This is a genomic window from Methylomagnum sp. (assembly GCF_054333355.1).
This window is the reverse complement of sequence record NZ_JBTEKS010000058.1, coordinates 1-16741: the sequence shown is the minus strand read 5'-3', so window position 1 is coordinate 16741 and position 16741 is coordinate 1. Positions and strand designations below refer to the sequence as shown.

General features: G+C 61.8%; 14 protein-coding genes. 7 read left to right on the top strand and 7 right to left on the bottom strand.

Annotation, left to right across the window (positions count from 1 at the left end):
• A partial coding sequence (locus tag ACXWUF_RS06965) for a helix-turn-helix domain-containing protein (RefSeq protein ID WP_458493949.1) occupies window positions 1–159 on the bottom strand: 159 nt, incomplete at its 3' end.
• A gap of 291 nt (window positions 160–450) precedes the next feature.
• Here ACXWUF_RS06965 and ACXWUF_RS06960 point away from each other — a divergent pair.
• The 3 genes from ACXWUF_RS06960 to ACXWUF_RS06950 all read left to right on the top strand — a co-directional run bounded on the left by ACXWUF_RS06960 (window position 451) and on the right by ACXWUF_RS06950 (window position 6383).
• Window positions 451–1548, top strand: coding sequence for an efflux RND transporter periplasmic adaptor subunit (locus ACXWUF_RS06960; protein ID WP_458493948.1), 1098 nt, complete (start codon window positions 451–453; stop codon window positions 1546–1548).
• A gap of 105 nt (window positions 1549–1653) precedes the next feature.
• Window positions 1654–4815 (top strand): efflux RND transporter permease subunit, encoded by a 3162-nt coding sequence (locus ACXWUF_RS06955; protein ID WP_458493947.1) that lies wholly within the window; start codon window positions 1654–1656, stop codon window positions 4813–4815.
• The gene (locus tag ACXWUF_RS06950) at window positions 4815–6383 is read left to right on the top strand and encodes an efflux transporter outer membrane subunit (RefSeq protein ID WP_458493946.1); all 1569 of its coding nucleotides are present in this window, start codon (window positions 4815–4817) and stop codon (window positions 6381–6383) included. The genes ACXWUF_RS06955 and ACXWUF_RS06950 overlap by 1 nt, the downstream gene beginning before the upstream one ends.
• Before the next feature lie 131 nt (window positions 6384–6514).
• On the opposite strand, the gene ACXWUF_RS06945 is transcribed toward ACXWUF_RS06950, so the two are convergent.
• The 5 genes from ACXWUF_RS06945 to tusD all read right to left on the bottom strand — a co-directional run bounded on the left by ACXWUF_RS06945 (window position 6515) and on the right by tusD (window position 9816).
• Complete coding sequence (locus ACXWUF_RS06945) at window positions 6515–8401, bottom strand: hypothetical protein (RefSeq protein WP_458493945.1); 1887 nt, start codon at window positions 8399–8401, stop codon at window positions 6515–6517.
• 79 nt (window positions 8402–8480) lie between these two features.
• Entirely contained in the window at window positions 8481–8810 is a 330-nt protein-coding gene (locus ACXWUF_RS06940; RefSeq protein ID WP_458493944.1) for a TusE/DsrC/DsvC family sulfur relay protein, read from the bottom strand.
• 3 nt (window positions 8811–8813) lie between these two features.
• Complete coding sequence (tusB, locus tag ACXWUF_RS06935) at window positions 8814–9119, bottom strand: sulfurtransferase complex subunit TusB (protein ID WP_458493943.1); 306 nt, start codon at window positions 9117–9119, stop codon at window positions 8814–8816.
• Window positions 9119–9484 (bottom strand): sulfurtransferase complex subunit TusC, encoded by a 366-nt coding sequence (tusC, locus tag ACXWUF_RS06930; protein ID WP_458493942.1) that lies wholly within the window; start codon window positions 9482–9484, stop codon window positions 9119–9121. The genes tusB and tusC overlap by 1 nt, the downstream gene beginning before the upstream one ends.
• Window positions 9481–9816 (bottom strand): sulfurtransferase complex subunit TusD, encoded by a 336-nt coding sequence (gene tusD, locus ACXWUF_RS06925; RefSeq protein WP_458493941.1) that lies wholly within the window; start codon window positions 9814–9816, stop codon window positions 9481–9483. The genes tusC and tusD overlap by 4 nt, the downstream gene beginning before the upstream one ends.
• A 143-nt stretch (window positions 9817–9959) precedes the next feature.
• Here tusD and ACXWUF_RS06920 point away from each other — a divergent pair, with 143 nt between their 5' ends.
• Window positions 9960–11474 (top strand): beta-barrel assembly-enhancing protease, encoded by a 1515-nt coding sequence (locus ACXWUF_RS06920; RefSeq protein ID WP_458493940.1) that lies wholly within the window; start codon window positions 9960–9962, stop codon window positions 11472–11474.
• Window positions 11475–11729: 255 nt separating this feature from the next.
• Complete coding sequence (gene gpmI / locus ACXWUF_RS06915; protein WP_458493939.1) at window positions 11730–13376, top strand: 2,3-bisphosphoglycerate-independent phosphoglycerate mutase; 1647 nt, start codon at window positions 11730–11732, stop codon at window positions 13374–13376.
• 177 nt (window positions 13377–13553) lie between these two features.
• Here gpmI and ACXWUF_RS06910 read toward each other — a convergent pair whose 3' ends face one another.
• Complete coding sequence (locus ACXWUF_RS06910) at window positions 13554–14387, bottom strand: transglutaminase-like domain-containing protein (RefSeq protein WP_458493938.1); 834 nt, start codon at window positions 14385–14387, stop codon at window positions 13554–13556.
• 452 nt (window positions 14388–14839) lie between these two features.
• Between ACXWUF_RS06910 and ACXWUF_RS06905 the strand changes: the two genes are divergently transcribed.
• Both ACXWUF_RS06905 and ACXWUF_RS06900 read left to right on the top strand, forming a co-directional pair.
• Window positions 14840–15568 carry a peptidase gene (locus ACXWUF_RS06905; protein ID WP_458493937.1) on the top strand — a complete coding sequence of 243 codons (729 nt, stop codon included), beginning with the start codon at window positions 14840–14842 and terminating at the stop codon, window positions 15566–15568.
• A 293-nt stretch (window positions 15569–15861) separates the two neighbouring features.
• On the top strand, window positions 15862–16572 hold the full coding sequence (locus ACXWUF_RS06900) for an N-formylglutamate amidohydrolase (RefSeq protein WP_458493936.1): 711 nt from the start codon (window positions 15862–15864) through the stop codon (window positions 16570–16572).
• Window positions 16573–16741: the final 169 nt, after the last annotated feature.

Sequence of the window (16741 nt, the reverse complement as noted above, 5' to 3'; positions counted from 1 at the left end):
CCGATAAATAGTGCGAAGCGAAACCCGCGCCTCGCGGGCGAGTGTTTCCAAAGTCAGATTGGCGTAGCCATGCTCGGCGAACAGCCGGGTGGCGTGTTCCAGCAGTTGATCGCGGCGGATGGCTTCCTCGCCTTTTTTGGGGCGGCCTGGACGGGTCATCGGGACTCTCGCATGTGCGGTGGACTCCGGGGTTTATTTTTGTGAAAATAATGAAACGAAATGTTACCTTTTATTTTTTGCCGGTACTAGCGCGTTTCATTTCCCATGCGCGAGCAGAAAGACTGTGGGAGCGGGCTTCAGCCCGCGACAGCCGAGCCTCACTCCCACCACCGTACATGACCAACCCACCCAAAGCCCATGCCGCCAGATTCCACACGCCACCTTCGCCCTACCCCGTCCGGTCATACGAACCGCACCCTTCCGCCACGCCCCCGAATCCTTGCCGCTTTCTTGCTGCTGCAATTGGTCGGCTGCGGCAGTTCCGCCCAAGCCCCGGCGGGACCGCCCCAGATGCCGCCCATGCCGGTGAAAACCGGCCTGCCCCTGCAAAAAGAAGTCACCGAGTGGGACGAATACACGGGCCGCATCGAGGCCACGGAAAGCGTGGAAATCCGTGCCCGCGTCAGCGGCTATCTCGACCGGGTGAACTTCAAGGCGGGCGACAAGGTGAAGAAGGGCGACCTGCTGTTCGTCATCGACCCTCGCCCCTATCAAGCCGAACTGAACCGGGCCGAAGCCGAATTGGAACGGGCCAAGACCAAGCTGGAGTTGGCGGGCAACGATTTGGCGCGGGCCGAAAAGCTGCGCAAATCCAAGGCCATGTCCGAGGAGGAATACGACGGACGCAGCAAGGGCCAGCGGGAATCCACGGCGGCGCTGCGGGCGGCGGAAGCGGCGGTGCGAACCGCCAACCTGAACTTAAGTTTCACCGAAATCCGGGCGCCCATCAGTGGCCGCATCGGGCGGGAACTGCTGACCCCCGGCAACCTCGTGAACGCCGACCAGACCTCGCTGGCGACGCTGGTGTCCATCGACCCGGTGTATGTCTACATCGACGCCGACGAGCGGGCGGTCCTGAAATACCGGCGGCTGGCGGCGGGCAACAAGCAAACGGCCCGCATCCCGGCAGAATTGGCGTTGCTGGACGAAGCCGGCTTTCCCCACCAGGGCCACATCGACTACGTGGACCCGCGCCTGGACGCGGGCACCGGCACGCTGCGCACGCGGGGCGTGTTCGAGAACCGGGACGAACTGCTCAGCCCCGGCTTCTTCGCCCGGCTGCGCATCCATGGCGGCGCGGCGCGGCAGGCGTTGCTTGTCCCGGAGCGGGCCATCGGCAGCGACCAGGGCCAGAAGTTCGTCTGGGTCGCCAAGGACGACGGGTCCATCGAATACCGCCGCGTCACGCTCGGCAGCCTGTTCGGCGCCCTGCGGGTGGTGGCCGATGGCTTGAAGCCGGATGAATCCGTGGTCATCGAGGGCATTCAAAAGCTCCGGCCCGGCGCCAAGGTGAAGGCCGAGCGCGTCGCCGTATCGGATGCCGGTTGAAACCGTAGGCCGGGCAGGTACCCATGCCCGACGCTAGCGCCCGATCAAAAATGTCGGGCATGAGTACCTGCCCGGCCTACCAAACGCTCTAATCAAAATCGCTCCATGACCCGCTTCACCCATTTCTTCATCGACCGCCCCATCTTCGCCTCGGTGTTGTCGATCCTCATCGTGTTGATCGGCACGCTGTCGTTGCTGCGCCTGCCCATCACCCAATACCCGGAAATCGCCCCGCCCAGCGTGCAGGTGCGGGCGGTCTATCCCGGCGCCAACGCCAAGGTGTTGGGCGAGACCGTCGCCACGCCCATCGAGCAGGAGGTGAACGGCGTCGAGGACATGCTCTACATGACCTCGCAGTCCACCAACGACGGCGTGATGCAGCTCACCATCACGTTTAAGCAGGGCACCAACTTGGATAAAGCCCAAGTGCTGGTGCAGAACCGGGTAGCCCTGGCCGAGCCGCGCTTGCCGGAAGAAGTACGGCGGCAAGGCATCAGCGTCAGGAAGCGCAGCCCGGATTTGAGCCTGGTCATCAACCTGATTTCCCCCGACCGGCGCTACGACAACGTCTACCTCACCAACTACGCCCTGCTGCAAGTCAAGGACATCCTGGCCCGCCAGCCCGGCGTCGGCGACATCTTCCTGTTCGGTGCCCGCGAATACAGCATGAGGGTGTGGCTGAACCCGGAGCGGGTCGCGGCGCTCAATCTGACGGCCTCCGACGTGGTGCGGGCCATCCGTGAACAAAACGTGCAGGTGGCGGCGGGCGTCATCGGCCAGCCACCCACGCCCGGCCCGACCGATTTTCAATTCACCGTCACCACCCAAGGCCGCTTGTCGGACGAAAAGGATTTCGCCGACATCGTCATCAAGAGTGGCGACAACGGCCAGATCACCCGCTTGAAGGACGTGGCCCGGATCGAATTGGCGTCGAAGGATTACGGCTCGGAACTATTCCTCGACGGCGAGGACAGCGTGGGCTTGGCAATCTTCCAGTTGCCCGGCTCCAACGCCATCGACACCAAGAAAGCCGTGGTCAGCGCGATGGAAGAACTGAAGCGGCGCTTCCCCGATGGGCTGGATTACGTGCTGTCCTACGACACCGTGGTGTTCGTCGAGCAGTCCATCGAAAAGGTGGTGACGACCCTGTTCGAAGCCATCCTGCTGGTGGTGCTGGTGGTGCTGGTGTTCCTGCAAAACTGGCGGGCGACCGTCATTCCCATGCTGGCGGTGCCCGTGTCGCTGATCGGCACCTTCGCCATCATGTCGGCGCTGGGCCTATCGCTGAACACCCTGTCCTTGTTCGGGCTGGTGCTGGCGATTGGCATCGTGGTGGACGACGCCATCGTCGTGGTGGAGAACGTGGAGCGCAACATGGCGCTCGGGATGCGGGCCCGCGAGGCCACCCGACTCGCCATGGACGAAGTGGTCGGCCCGATCATCGCCACGGCCTTGGTGCTGGTGGCGGTGTTCCTGCCCACGGCGTTCATTACCGGCGTGTCGGGCGCGTTCTACAAGCAATTCGGCCTGACGATTGCGGTTTCGACGGTGATTTCCGCTTTCAACTCGCTGACGCTGAGTCCGGCCCTGTGCGCGGTGCTGCTGGATGGCGAACACAGCGAGAAAAAGGACCGGCTGACTCGCGTGGTGGATTTCCTGCTGGGCTGGTTCTTCCGACTGTTCAACTGGGCCTTCGGCGCTTTCCGCGAGGGCTACGCCCGGCTGGTGGGCCGCTTGATCCGGTTCAGCGTGGTGGTGCTGGTGCTGTACATGGCACTGAACGGGCTGAATTTCCTGGCGTTCGACAAAGTCCCGTCCGGGTTCATCCCGCCGCAGGACCAGGGCTATCTGGTCATCTACGCGCAATTGCCCGACGCCGCCTCGCTGGAACGCACCGAGGCCGTCATCAAGAAGGCGACCAAGGTCATTTTGGAAACCGAAGGCGTCAAACGGGTCAACGCCTACGCCGGTTTCTCCATCCTGTCCTTCGCCAGCCAGTCCAACGCCGGCACCTTGTTCGCCCGACTAAAAGACCCCGAGGAGCGGGCGGGCCGACCAGACCTCCAATCCGACGCCATCCTCGCCAAGCTGCAAGGCAGGCTGATGGGTATCGAGGACGCCTATGTCGCCGTGTTCGCCCCGCCGCCGGTGCGGGGGCTTAGCAACGTCGGCGGCTTCAAGCTGCAAATCCAGGACCGCGCCAACGCGGGACCGCAGGAATTGGAGCGGGTCGCCAACGACATCATCGCCAAGGCGGGCAAGGAGCCGGGCATGGCCCGCTTGTTCACCACCTTCCGCTCCGGCGTGCCGCAGCTTTATGTGGACGTGGACCGCAGCTTCGCCAAGTCCATCCACGTCGCCCTGAACGATGTGTTCGACACGCTGCAAATCTATCTGGGTTCGCTCTACGTCAACGACCTGAATTTGTTCGGGCGGACCTACCAAGTGGTGGCCCAGGCCGATGCGAAATTCCGCGCCAAGCCGGACGACATCGCCGCCCTCAAGACCCGCAACCGCGACGGCGACATGGTGCCGCTCGGCAGTCTGGTGAAGGTCAAGGAGACCACCGGCCCGGACAAAATGCCCCATTACAACCTGTTCCCGGCGGCGGAAATCAACGGCATCACCCTGCCCGGCGTCAGCAGCGGGCAGGCCATCGCCACCATGGAGCGGGTGCTGAAAGCCGAACTGCCGCCGACCATGGGCTTTGAATGGACCGAACTGAGCTTGCAGCAAATCCTGGCCGGGAACACGGCGGCGATTATCTTCCCGCTCAGCGTGGCGTTCGTGTTTCTGGCGTTGGCCGCGCAGTACGAAAGCTGGTCCCTGCCCTTCGCGATTATTTTGATCGTGCCCATGTGCCTGCTGAGTTCCATGGCGGGCGTGTGGCTGCGGGGCATGGACAACAACATCTTCACCCAGGTGGGTTTCATCGTGTTGGTGGGACTCGCCAGCAAAAATGCCATTCTGATTGTCGAGTTCGCCAAGCGGCGGCAGGAGATGGGATTGAACCGGCGCGATGCCGCCGTGGAAGCTTCGCGGCTGCGCCTCCGGCCCATCCTGATGACCTCGTTCGCCTTCATCATGGGCGTGTTTCCGCTGGTCGTGTCCACCGGCGCGGGCGCGGAAGCGCGGCGCATTTTGGGCACGGCGGTGTTCAGCGGGATGCTCGGCGTGACCTTCTTCGGATTGTTGCTGACGCCGGTGTTTTATGTGGTGGTGCGGTGGCTGGTGGAGCGGCGGCAGAAGACGGTGGAGACACATTGATGAAAGATTTGATCGCTCGTTCCCACGCGCCGCGTGGGAATGCATTCCGGGCGCGCTGCGCCCCGTTACGGCCCGCAGCGCGGGCCGACTGGGTTCCCACGCAGCGCGTGGGAACCAGCGGTAGCGGTATGGGCTTAATCCTCGCCCTGGCCCTCACCGGCTGCGCGGTCGGCCCCGACTACCAAAAGCCCGTGACCGAGCCGGGCCAAGCCTTCGCCAATGCCGCTCAACCCGAATTCAAGACCGACGGCGCGGATGGCGTCTGGTGGAAGCAATTCAACGACCCGAATCTCATACACCTCATTGAGCTGGCCGCGAAAAACAACCTCGACCTGAAAGCCACCGAGGCCCGTCTCCGGGAGGCGCGGGCGCTGTTCCTGGAGGCCGGTCTGAACTTGCTGCCCCACGTCAACACCCACGGCAACTACACCTCCCAGCACCGCAGCTTCGATGCCCTCAACCGCCGTAACTTCGTGCCACGGGATTTGCGGCTCTACAACGTCGGCTTCGACGCCTTCTGGGAAGTGGACATCTTTGGCCGCATCCGCCGCAACGTGGAATCCCGCGAGGCCGAGAACGAAGCCGCCGAGGCCGACCGCCGCGACATGCTGGTCAGCGTGGTGTCGGAGGTGGCCCGCAATTACTTCGAACTGCGCGGCCATCAGAACCAACTGGACGTGGCCCGCAAGAACGCCAAGAACCAGAACCACACGCTGGACATCACCCGCGCCCGCGAGGAAGCCGGGGTCGGCACCGAACTGGACACGTCGCGGGCCAAGGCACAGCTCGACACCACGCTGGCGACCATTCCGCCCATCGACGCGCTGATCCGGCAGGACATTCACCGGATTTCGGTGCTGATCGGCCAGCGGCCAGCGGCCTTGACCGCCGAACTGCTGGAACCCGCGCCCCTGCCCCACCCGCCCGAACTGGTCAACATCGGCAGCCCCGCCGACCTGCTGCGCCGCCGGCCCGACATCCGAGCCGCCGAACGGGGGCTGGCTTCGGCCACTTCGCAAATTGGCGTCGCCACCGCCGACTTATTCCCGCGTGTCACCTTCGTCGGCACTTTCGCGCTGGAATCCTCATCCTTCACCGGCTTGGGCGCGGCGGGGGCGACCGCTTATAACTTCGGGCCGCGCATTAGTTGGGCGGCGTTCGATCTAGGTCAGGTCTACGCCCGCATCAAAGCCGCCGACGCCCGCGCCGAAGCGAGCCTGGCGGAATACGAGCAGGCCGTGCTGAACGCCTTGGAGGAAACCGAGAACGCCCTGGTGAACTACAACCGCACCCGCCAACGCCAAGCCCTGCTGGCGTCCGCCGCCACCGCTAGTGAACAGGCTTACCGGCTGGCGCACATGCGCTTCGATGAGGGCGCGGAGAACTTCCTGACCGTGCTGGATACGGAATTGCGGCTGCTGGAGGATCAGCGGGAATTGGCCCAAAGCGAAACCGCTACGGCCACGACCTTGGTCGCTTTGTACAAGGCTTTGGGCGGAGGCTGGGAGGCGTTTGGCGGCAAGGAAGAGACGGCGGCGCGGCCCGTGGAGCAGGCGTTCGCGCCTTGAGCAAGCATCGGCGGGAGAATCTTGTAGGAGAATCTTGTAGGCCGGGCATGTGTTCCCATGCCCGACGTTTCCAGTTTCGGCAAGCTTATGTCGGGCATGAGTACATGCCCGGCCTACAGCCCTGCGCAAACCTAACGCACCCGCCGCACCATCAAGACCCGGCTAATCACCCGCGTATTCCCCGGCAACTCCTTCAGCCCGAAATTCCGTGAGCGGGTGGCCCGCAGCAAGGCCGCCGATTCCGGGTCGTCCGTGGCGACCACCAAGACTTGATATTCATAATTGGCGGTGCCGAACACGCCCTTTGTCGTCCAGTCCACTGAGCGGGGTAGCTCCCGCTGCGGATAATACAAGCGCCCGAACTGGGCGGCGGTGGACCGGATGACCAGGAAAGCCGACTGACCGTCCGCCAGACCGCTCAGCGTGCCCCGGATGTCCGCGACCCGCTCCACCTCGTCGCCCGGCGCGGGAAAGTTGATCCGGGCCGTGGCCGCGCCCGCCGCCGGTTTGGCCGCTTCCGACCGGGCCGCCCCGTTCGCCGGCACCTTCGTCGCCGCCGCTTGGGCCTCCGCCGCCAAAGCCTTGGCGCGGACCTCGGCTTCTTCACGCCGTAGCGCCTCTTGCTCGGTTCGCGCCAATTCCGCCTTGAACATCGCCTCGGCCTCTTCCTTCCAGCGGGTTTGCTCCTGGGCCTTCCGCTTCGCCTCGGCCTCGGCGAGCTTGGCCTTGGCCACCGCTTCGGACTCCATCGCCAGCTTGGGTTTGCTCACCGCCTCGGCTTCCGGCTTGGCCTTGGCCGTCGCCGCCACATTGGGTTTGGCCGCGGCGCCGGGCTTCGGCTCGGTCTTTCCGCTGGTTTTGGCTTCGGTCCCGGTGGTCGGGGTGGGTGCCCGGTTGGCTTGCCAATAGCCGAAACCCGCCATGACAGCCAGCGAGAGTCCGGCCAGAACCAGCGGCAGTTTCGGCCATGGGGCGCGCCGCCGCCGGGGCGGCGGCGGCGCGGGCGGGCTGTCGATCCGGGCTAGCGGGGTCAAGGGCGTGGCCTGGACCACGGCCTCGGATTGCCGGGCTTCCCGCACACGGGCCACGTCGAACAGGCGGTAGGCGTCCAAGTCCTTGAGCGGCTCCAGCAGTGCGTTGATGTGGTCGATCAGTTCGTCATGGGGCAAGCTCCGGCCCGTGCGGCGTCGGCCATCGTCGAAGGCTTGCAGCCGCTCCACCAAATCAAGGGCGCCCTCCATCGCCGCCGTGCCGCCGGGTCCGCCCGGCTGCACCAGCCCCAGGTCCGCGATGCGTCCGGCGAGATGGCCGAGGCCATACAGGTCCACCCGGTAGTCGAGCTTCTGGCTGGCGGGCTGGGCGCGGGGCTGGCGGCGGCTGTCGTCGCGCAGGGCCGTCCTCAGCAGGTTGGATTGATAGGGGGCTTCCGGCGCGATGGGCAGCGGGTGCTGTAGCGGGCGGTCCGGGGTGATGGAGAACGCGAAGTCGATCAACCGGATGCGGTCGAAGTCGATGCGGATGGGTTGTCCGGGTTGGCGCGGATAAGGGAGATACGGCAGACAGATGTTGTCCGGCTTGATGTCGCAATGGACGATGCCGAGTTGGTGGATTTCCCGGAGCGCCATGAGGCAGGCCCGCAGCAGCAAGAGGAACAGGCCGGCGTGCTTGAAGGGATGGCCGTAGGTCTCGCCGTTCTGGTACTCCGCCCGGACCCTCAGCCAGTCCTCGATGGTTAGCCCTGCGTCGTAGGTGACGACGGATTCGACGATGGGGGTGTGCCGTCCGTCGCTGGCCTGGGCGTAGGTCGACAGTTCCACGACGTGGCGCAGGCGCTTGAGGGCGAAGTCCAGCAGGAATTCGTTTTCCCGCTGAATCCAGTAGTCGGCGTCGCGGAGGCCCCCGGGCTTGAAGCGCTTGCGGTATTCGCAACGGCGTCCGTCGCGGGGGGCGTGGCGGGTGACGAGGACGTGTTCCATGTCCCGGATGACGGCGTCGCTTAGGTCGAATGGGTCGTGCATGTGTGCCCGGAAAGCCTCTCGGTTGAAATTTTGTGCCCGCCAGCGGGGCGTGTTTGGGGGTGGATGGTGCCGCCCCCGCCTAAATACACCCCGGCGGCTTAGGCAGCCCCGCAATCAAACAGGCATATTTCACCGCGCTGTCGGGAAACAGACGGTGCAGATAACGGGAATTGCCCTTCGCCTCGCCGAATTCCTTCTGCACCACCTTCACGAACATGCGGTTGTTCGGCAGGTGTTGGAAGCGGGCGTAATAATCCCGGATGAAGTGGATGATTTCCCAATGATCGGCGGTGAGTTCGATGGCAACGCCCGCCGCTAAAGCCACGGCGACTTGTTCATCCCAAGCGGCGGCATCCACCAGAAAGCCGCCGTCGGTGGTTTCGAGAATACGGCCAGCCACTTCAAGCATGAATCAGAACCAAGACACGATGGGGTTGAGGGCCGTGGTCAACGCCACGAAGCCGGAATAATCGACCGCCTGAATAGTCGGCCAGCGCGGGGAAATCGACAGGCCACGGGCGTCAAGATCGGGCGCTAAAACATACACGCTCACCCGCCCGGCCAGTTCGCGGAGAACCTCGCCGCCCGGCGCATCCGCCGCCGCGTACACGCCGCCCTCGATCAACAACAGCGCATCACCCTCCCCCGCCCGCGCCAGGCATTGCGCCAGCGCCCGGCTGTCGGCGGGCGAGCGGTTCACCAAATGCAACGCGGCCATCAGGTGTTCACCACGACATCGCGGGCGGCGATCAACGCGGGAATCTCGGCCCGCTCGATCAAGTCCACCGGAATCACCAAATCGCTTTCCGACAAGCCGCGCTCGGCCAGGGATTCCCGCTCCGCCAATACGGCCTGCACGTCGTACAAGGCCAAGGCGTCGAACAGCGGCGCCACGGGCGGAAGGCCCGCCACTTCGGGGCGCTGGCCGCGCTTGAGTTGGTACACGCCATCATCCAGGAACAGCAGCGTCACCGGCTGGTCGAAAGCGGCAGTGGTCAGCACCATGTCGAGGGTTTCCCGCACCCGGAAACCGGCCTGGGGCGGACGCCGCAGCATGAATAGGAAGCGCTTGCCGATAGTCATCCGCCGAACACCATGACGCGATCCGCCTTCAAGCAAGCGTCCATCCATTGCCCCAAGCCGCCGACGCGGAAGCCCTCCGCCGGGTTCGCGCTGGTCGGCGAAAGGCCGCGCCGTTCGGCGGCGGACACGCACAGCACGAGGTCCACGCCGTGTTGGCGAGCCAAGCCGGACCAGTCCGAACCCTCGCCAAAACCATGATGGACGCCCTCGTGGTAAAAAAATACTCTAATCACTTCGTGGCCTGCGGCTAAAGCGGCGTGGATGAACTGGTAGGCGGTATGGGCGGACTGGGATTGGCCGGGACCTGTGTTTATTTGAATGGCGTATCTCATGCGGGGCAATCGCGCTGTGTGATTTTTCGCCCTCTCGCCTTTGGGAGAGGGTTGGGGTGAGGGTATCAAAACAGGTTTTCTTCCTCGATTCGGTCGTAAAATGGCTTTCGTGGCGCCGGAGGGGCGCGTTAATCCTGGTTAATATGAACTTCAAGAAACTCGTCGCCGTCCTGCTGATACTCAGCCACACCACCCTGGCTCTCGGTGTCGGCGAACCGACTGCCAAGCCCATCGAACTCCCCGACATCGGCGACCCCACCGGCACCCTCATGACGCCACAACAAGAGGCCGCGCTGGGCGAGGCGTTCTATCGCGGCCTGCACGGCCAAGCGGATGTCAGCGAAGACCCGGAAGTGCTGGACTACATCCAGACCATCGGCGACAAGCTGGTCGGCAACAGCGACAACCCCGCCCAGCGCTTTATGTTCTTCGTGGTCAACGAGCCGGTCATCAACGCCTTCGCCGGACCCGGCGGTTACATCGGGGTCAATTCCGGGCTGATTCTGCTATCCGACGAGGAAAGCGAACTGGCCTCGGTGCTGGCCCACGAAATCTCCCACGTCACCCAGCGCCATCTTTACCAGACCTTCCAGGCCGCCAACCGCTTGAGCATCCCGGTGCTGCTGGCCACCGTCGGCGCCTTGGTCTTGGGTGGGATGGCCGGGAGCGGCGGCAGCCGGTGCATCGATGCCAATTGCCGCTACGCCAACCAATCCAGCAACGCTGGCATTGGACTCGCCACCGCCGTGCAGGCCGCCGCCAATCAATACCTGATTAATTTTACCCGAGACAACGAGGCGGAAGCCGACCGGGTGGGGATGCAGATTCTTTCCAAGTCGGATTTCGATCCCCGGGCCATGCCCGCCTTTTTCGAGCGGATGCAGCAATCCACCCGCTTCGCCGGGAACCGGATGCCGGAATTCCTGCTGACCCACCCGGTGACGGTTTCGCGTATTTCCGACACGCGGGGCCGGGCGGAGAGCTTCCCCTACCGGCAATATCCCGATTCCATGGCCTATCTGATTATCAAGGCCAAGCTGCGGGCGCAGACCGTAAATCCGCAGGCGGCATTGGATTATTTCAAGGCCGTGGCGAATCAGGGGACCAAGGTACAACAGGATGTCACCGCCTACGGCACGGCCTTGGCGATGATGCGGGCGGGTCGGCGCGAGGAGGCCAAGCCCATTCTGCAACGGCTGGTGATGGCTTATCCCAATCAGTCGCAGTTCGTGAACGCGCTGGCCCAGGCCGAGGCCGACGCGAAGAATTACGCCAAGGCCATCCAAATCTACGACGCGGCCTTGCAGCGCTTCCCCGGCAACCAAGCGCTGACCTTGAATTATGTCCGGGTGTTATTAGTGATGGGCAAGGGCCAGCCCGCCTTAAGATTGCTGCACGATTATTCCCGCTATCAGAAACCGACGCCGGACGTATATGAGTTAATGGCGCAGGGCTATAGCCAAACCGGCAACGAGGGGGAATCCCATCGTTATTTGGCCGAGGCGTATTACGCGGCAGGCCAAACCAAGACGGCGTTATTGCAGCTCAAATTGGCGAAGCAGGCGGCGGGGGATAATTTCTATTTGAACTCGGTGATTGATGAGCGAGCGAGCGCGTGGATGGCGGAGGAGCGGGCCAAGAAGAGCGGGAAGTCTTGATACCCCCAGATACCCCGTAGAATATAGGCCGAATATCTCCACGGTAGGTCGGGCTTTAGTCCGACCCGACTTCACATGTAGGTCGGGCTTTAGCCCGACCCGATTTCACAAGCCCGACCTGTCGGACTGAAGTCCGACCTACACCCGCCACACCCGGCGCGATTGCAAGGCTGGTAAAATCGCACCAAAACCCAAGCCACCCGTACCCGCAACGGGTGGTTTTCTGTTTTCCACCCATCCATGCACGGAGTCACCATGCTGAATAAACTCTCCTCCTTCGCGGGCATACCCGGCCCGGTCGTCACCATCGTCCTTGACGGCTTCGGCGTCAGCGCCCAGCAGGAAGGCAACGCCATCGCCCAAGCCTACACGCCCACCCTGGATCGCTTGTTCGCCCAATACCCCCACACCATCCTGAAAGCCCACGGCACGGCGGTCGGTATGCCCAGCGACGAGGACATGGGCAATTCCGAAGTCGGCCACAACGCCATCGGCGCCGGGCAGGTCTACAGCCAAGGCGCTTCGCTGGTGGCCGACGCCATCGCCACCGGCGCGCTCTTTCAAGGCCAGGCGTGGCGGGAAGTCATCGCCAACGTCCGCGAACACGGCTCCACGCTGCACTTCTTAGGGCTGTTCTCCGACGGCAACGTGCATTCCCACATCGACCACCTCAAGGCGATGATCGCGCAGGCCAAGAACGAGGGCGTCCACAAGGTCCGCATCCACATCCTGCTGGATGGCCGCGACGTGCCGGAAACCTCCGCGCTGGATTATGTCGAGCCGTTTGACGCCTTCTTGAAGGAACTGCGCAACCCCGGCTTCGACGCACGCATCGCCAGCGGCGGCGGACGCATGAACATCACCATGGACCGCTACGAGGCCGACTGGAACATGGTCGCCAAGGGCTGGCAAACCCATGTCCGGGGCGAGGCGCCGCACTTCGACACGGCGGAACAGGCCATTCTCGGCATCCGGGCGCAGAACCCCGGCGTCATCGACCAGGACTTGCAGCCCTTCGTCATCGCCGAAAACGGCGAGCCGATTGGCCGCATCGTCGATCACGACAGCGTGGTGTTCTTCAACTTCCGGGGCGACCGCGCCATCGAAATCACCCGCGCTTTCGAGGAAGGCGCGAGCTTCTACGCCTTCGACCGGGGCCATGTGCCGAAGGTGGTTTATGCGGGCATGTTGCAGTACGACGGCGACTTGAAGATTCCCAACCGCTATCTCGTCGCCCCGCCCGCCATCCGTAACACCATGGGCGAATTGCTGGCCGACGAGGGCATCAGCCAGTTGGCGATTTCCGAGACGCAGAAATACGGCCACGTCACCTATTTCTGGAACGGCAACCGCAGCGGCAAGTTCGATGACAAATTGGAAACCTACATCGAGATTCAGTCGGACGTGGTGCCCTTCGAGCAGCGCCCGTGGATGAAGGCGGCGGAAATCACCGACGAGTTGATCCGCCAGCTTAAGACCGGCCAGTTCAGGACCGCCCGCGTGAACTACGCCAACGGCGACATGGTGGGCCATACCGGCAACTTCCAGGCCACCCGCATCGCCGTCGAAACGGTCGATTTGGAACTGGCGCGGCTACTGCCGGTGATCGACGCCCTGAACGGCATCGCCATCATCACCGCCGACCACGGCAACGCCGACGAGATGTACGAACTGAACAAGAAAACCGGCGAACCGCAGAAGGACAAGTCGGGCAAGTTCAAGGCGAAGACCGCCCACACGCTCAATCCGGTGCCCTTCATCCTGTACGACAACCAGACTAACGGCGCGGCGAGCATCGACGAGAACCATTTCGGCTTGAGTAATCTGGCCTCGACCATCGTCAACCTGCTGGGCTACGAAGCGCCGACGGTGTGGGATCGGGGGATTTTGCGGTTTAAGTAATCGTCATCGCCCGATAGGATGGGTGGCGCTTTAGCGAAACCCATCACAACAGCTTGGATAACTGAAAAGGCCGACGGAGCGGTGACGCTGCGTCGGCCTTTTTTGTGGGGGTGGGCTTCAGCCCACGATCAAACGCGCTGTCGCGGGCTGAAGCCCGCTCCCACAGATTCGCCACAATCACCCTCTAATCGCCGCCGCAACCTCCTCATGGGAAAGCTCATAAGCCCAAATATCGAACTTCTCCAGCACATGCTTCCCAAACGTCGTGGTCAGCGCCACGTCAGCGGCATCCCGGCCACGCGCCATCAGAATGCGCCCCACCCGGGGCTGATTATTACGGGCATCGAAGGTGTGCCAGGCGCCGCCCAGATAAACCTCGAACCACGCGCTGAAATCCATGGGCGGCACCACCGGCACCTGTATATCCCCGAGATACCCGGTGGCATAACGGGCGGGAATACCCATGCACCGGCAGAATGTAATGGCGAGATGAGTGTAATCCCGACACACGCCGCGTTGATCCATGAAGGTATCGTAAGCCGTGCGGTCACAGCGGGCGGATTCGTGGGCGAAGGTGATGTGGTTATGCACCCAATCACAAATAGCCTGCACCCGCCCCCAACCCGTCGGCCCCTGCCCGAATAACTCCCAGGCCACATCCGATAGCTTCTCAATCTCGCAATAGCGGCTACCCAGCAGGTACAGCAGCGTATCCGGCGGCAGTTCGTGAACCGTGTGTTGCTGCGCCTCCGGCGTCAGAATATCCGGCAAACCGCCATCGACCATGATGGCGTCGTTCTTCAAATGCAGCAGCCCGCCGGGACAAAACGCCCTCGCACAGCGGTTGCCATACACGTCGGTGAAATCCTCGATAACCAGGGCGGGGTCGCCAGTCAAACGCTCGGGCGTCATCAAAAAGGCCGACCGGCTCGGATGCGTGTACAGCATCATAATCATCTCGGTGGGCTGGGGAAAGGAATAGGCAATATCGAAGCCGATTCTAATAAACATGGGATTATTACTTATTCTAAAAGTGGTAATGGTGTCTTGTCTGCCTCAATGGTTTTTTCGAGAAACCGAGCAAGGCCATAACTCAGGGAAACACCCTATTTTTTTAGTGGCTTTTTTAAACTCAAAATAGCAGGAGCAGGCCGTCACATTGTCAAGGCAAATAACTCACGGACTTAATGGGAGTGTTCAAAGGCTGTCGAGTTTCCACACTACCCGATTATCCATTAGAGTCCATCATTATTCGACGATTCTTCGCCGACACTGACGCAATGCACTGTTTTTTTCAAAAATACTGGAGAAAATAGCTTCTTAGCGTATTTTATTGCCCCGATTAGTGGTAGTGTCCTTCAACCCCATTGGGTGTGCGGTATCCGCCACTCGATGAATATTAATAAGCAAGCAAAATCTGGCGGCGAAAAGCCAAGCCCGGATTCCCAGTGAGGAGAGAAAAAATGACGTACTGCGTGGGCCTCTTACTGGACGAAGGGATGGTTTTCGCCTCGGATTCCCGCACCAATGCCGGTTTGGACAACATCGCCACGTTCTGCAAAACGACGGTGTTTGAACGGGCCGGGGACCGGGTCATCGTGCTATTGAGTTCCGGCAACCTCGCGGGAACCCAGGCTGTCATCAGCGTGCTGAGGCAACGCGGCGACGCGGGCGGCACGGCGCTCAACATCTGGAACGCGCAAACCCTGTTCGATGTCGCCACCTTGGTGGCCGACGCCATGCGTGACATCGACCGCCGCGACGGCCCGTATTTGGCGGACAGCGGCGGATTCAACGCCTCATTCATCGTCGGCGGACAAATTCGCGGCGAAGCCATGCGGCTGTTTCGGATTTACTGTGAAGGTAATTTCATTGAGGCGGGGCTGTATACCACGCCATATTTCCAGACCGGCGAGGCGAAATACGGCAAACCCATTATCGACCGTGTAATAACCCCATCCACCACCCTCGCCGACGCGGCCAAATGCGTGCTGGTATCCTTTGATTCAACCATGCGCAGTAATTTGTCCGTCGGTATGCCAATTGATTTGATTTGCTATCAGCGCGACAGCCTAGCTATTTGTATGCGCCGCCGCTTCGACGAGCGCGATAAGTATTTCACCGCTTTGAGCAGCCAATGGAGCGCGGGGGTACGTGAAGTATTCAGCCGATTGCCAGAGCTATATTGGTAATACCAAGATAATATAGGGTGGGTTAGGCGGACACCACGCGAAATCTAAGTATTCCCGTCAATATTTCCGTGCTAAGTAATCCACCATGCTCATTAGAGCGTTTTCAACATGAGTGTACGGCAACGAGAAAAGCCGACTCGGTTTCGCAAACCGAGTCGGCCTATGTGAACGCCATAAACCCAAAATGAAAATACTCTAGAATGGTGGGTTACGTAGCACGGTAAACCACGAAAAAATACCAAGCCTCACCTAAGTGCGCCTAACCCACCCTACATCCTGTCTATTGGGTTTGAATGATAGCCGATTATCTACTAATCACCTGTGAACACGGCGGAAACCGGATTCCAGCGCAGTATCAATCTTTATTTCAAACCCCGGAATATCGGCGATTACTTGATTCCCACCGGGGATTCGATCCCGGAGGGCTGCTCATGGCGCGGGAACTAGCCACCCAGTTCAAAGCGCCGCTGGTGGCTTCCACCACCAGCCGATTATTGGTCGATCTGAATCGCTCCCTGAACCACCCGCAGCTTTATTCCCCCGCCACCCGCGCCGCGCCTGCCGAAATACGACAACAAGTCGTCGAGCGTTACTATCGGCCCTATCGCGGCAAAGCCGGGAAACTTATCGGGCAGGCGATTGAATCCGGCCAGCGGGTGATTCATATTTCCTGCCACAGCTTCACGCCCGAACTCGACGGCCAAGTGCGTAACGCCGATATTGGTTTGCTATACGATCCAGCCCGCGCCGGGGAAGTCGATTTCTGTCAGCGCTGGCGGGCCGCTCTTAAGGTATGTGCGCCTGATTTAAACGTGCGGCGCAATTATCCCTATGAAGGGAAGAATGATGGTTTCACCAAGACGCTGCGCCGCCGCTTCCCGCCCGAGGCTTATGTTGGCATCGAGTTGGAAATCAATCAGAAATATGTGTTTAAGGCGGGCCGAGATTGGGCGGATTTGCGCGGCAAGATAGGGGAATCGCTTAGGCTAGGATTGCAGCGTTAGGGGAAGTTATAGGGTGGGCGCACAATTCTCTCGACTTTGGCCTTTTCACGCCGTGGCGGCGAGTTGATTCAGCAGGACTTCGCCATCGCGAGGCGACAATTCCAACAGTTCGCCGCCGGATGCGGAGTTGACGAAATACTTCCGCGCCCAGATGGCGCGGCGGACAAAG

Bases quoted from the DNA above. Each gene is read 5' to 3' on its own strand.
- ACXWUF_RS06910 (WP_458493938.1), bottom strand. From the start codon at position 14,387: ATGTTTATTAGAATCGGCTTCGATATTGCCTATTCCTTTCCCCAGCCC.
- ACXWUF_RS06955 (WP_458493947.1), top strand. From the start codon at position 1,654: ATGACCCGCTTCACCCATTTCTTCATCGACCGCCCCATCTTCGCCTCG.
- ACXWUF_RS06905 (WP_458493937.1), top strand. From the start codon at position 14,840: ATGACGTACTGCGTGGGCCTCTTACTGGACGAAGGGATGGTTTTCGCC.
- tusB (WP_458493943.1), bottom strand. From the start codon at position 9,119: ATGGCCGCGTTGCATTTGGTGAACCGCTCGCCCGCCGACAGCCGGGCG.
- ACXWUF_RS06945 (WP_458493945.1), bottom strand. From the start codon at position 8,401: ATGCACGACCCATTCGACCTAAGCGACGCCGTCATCCGGGACATGGAA.
- ACXWUF_RS06900 (WP_458493936.1), top strand. From the start codon at position 15,862: ATGATAGCCGATTATCTACTAATCACCTGTGAACACGGCGGAAACCGG.
- tusC (WP_458493942.1), bottom strand. From the start codon at position 9,484: ATGACTATCGGCAAGCGCTTCCTATTCATGCTGCGGCGTCCGCCCCAG.
- ACXWUF_RS06920 (WP_458493940.1), top strand. From the start codon at position 9,960: ATGAACTTCAAGAAACTCGTCGCCGTCCTGCTGATACTCAGCCACACC.
- ACXWUF_RS06950 (WP_458493946.1), top strand. From the start codon at position 4,815: ATGAAAGATTTGATCGCTCGTTCCCACGCGCCGCGTGGGAATGCATTC.
- tusD (WP_458493941.1), bottom strand. From the start codon at position 9,816: ATGAGATACGCCATTCAAATAAACACAGGTCCCGGCCAATCCCAGTCC.
- gpmI (WP_458493939.1), top strand. From the start codon at position 11,730: ATGCTGAATAAACTCTCCTCCTTCGCGGGCATACCCGGCCCGGTCGTC.
- ACXWUF_RS06940 (WP_458493944.1), bottom strand. From the start codon at position 8,810: ATGCTTGAAGTGGCTGGCCGTATTCTCGAAACCACCGACGGCGGCTTT.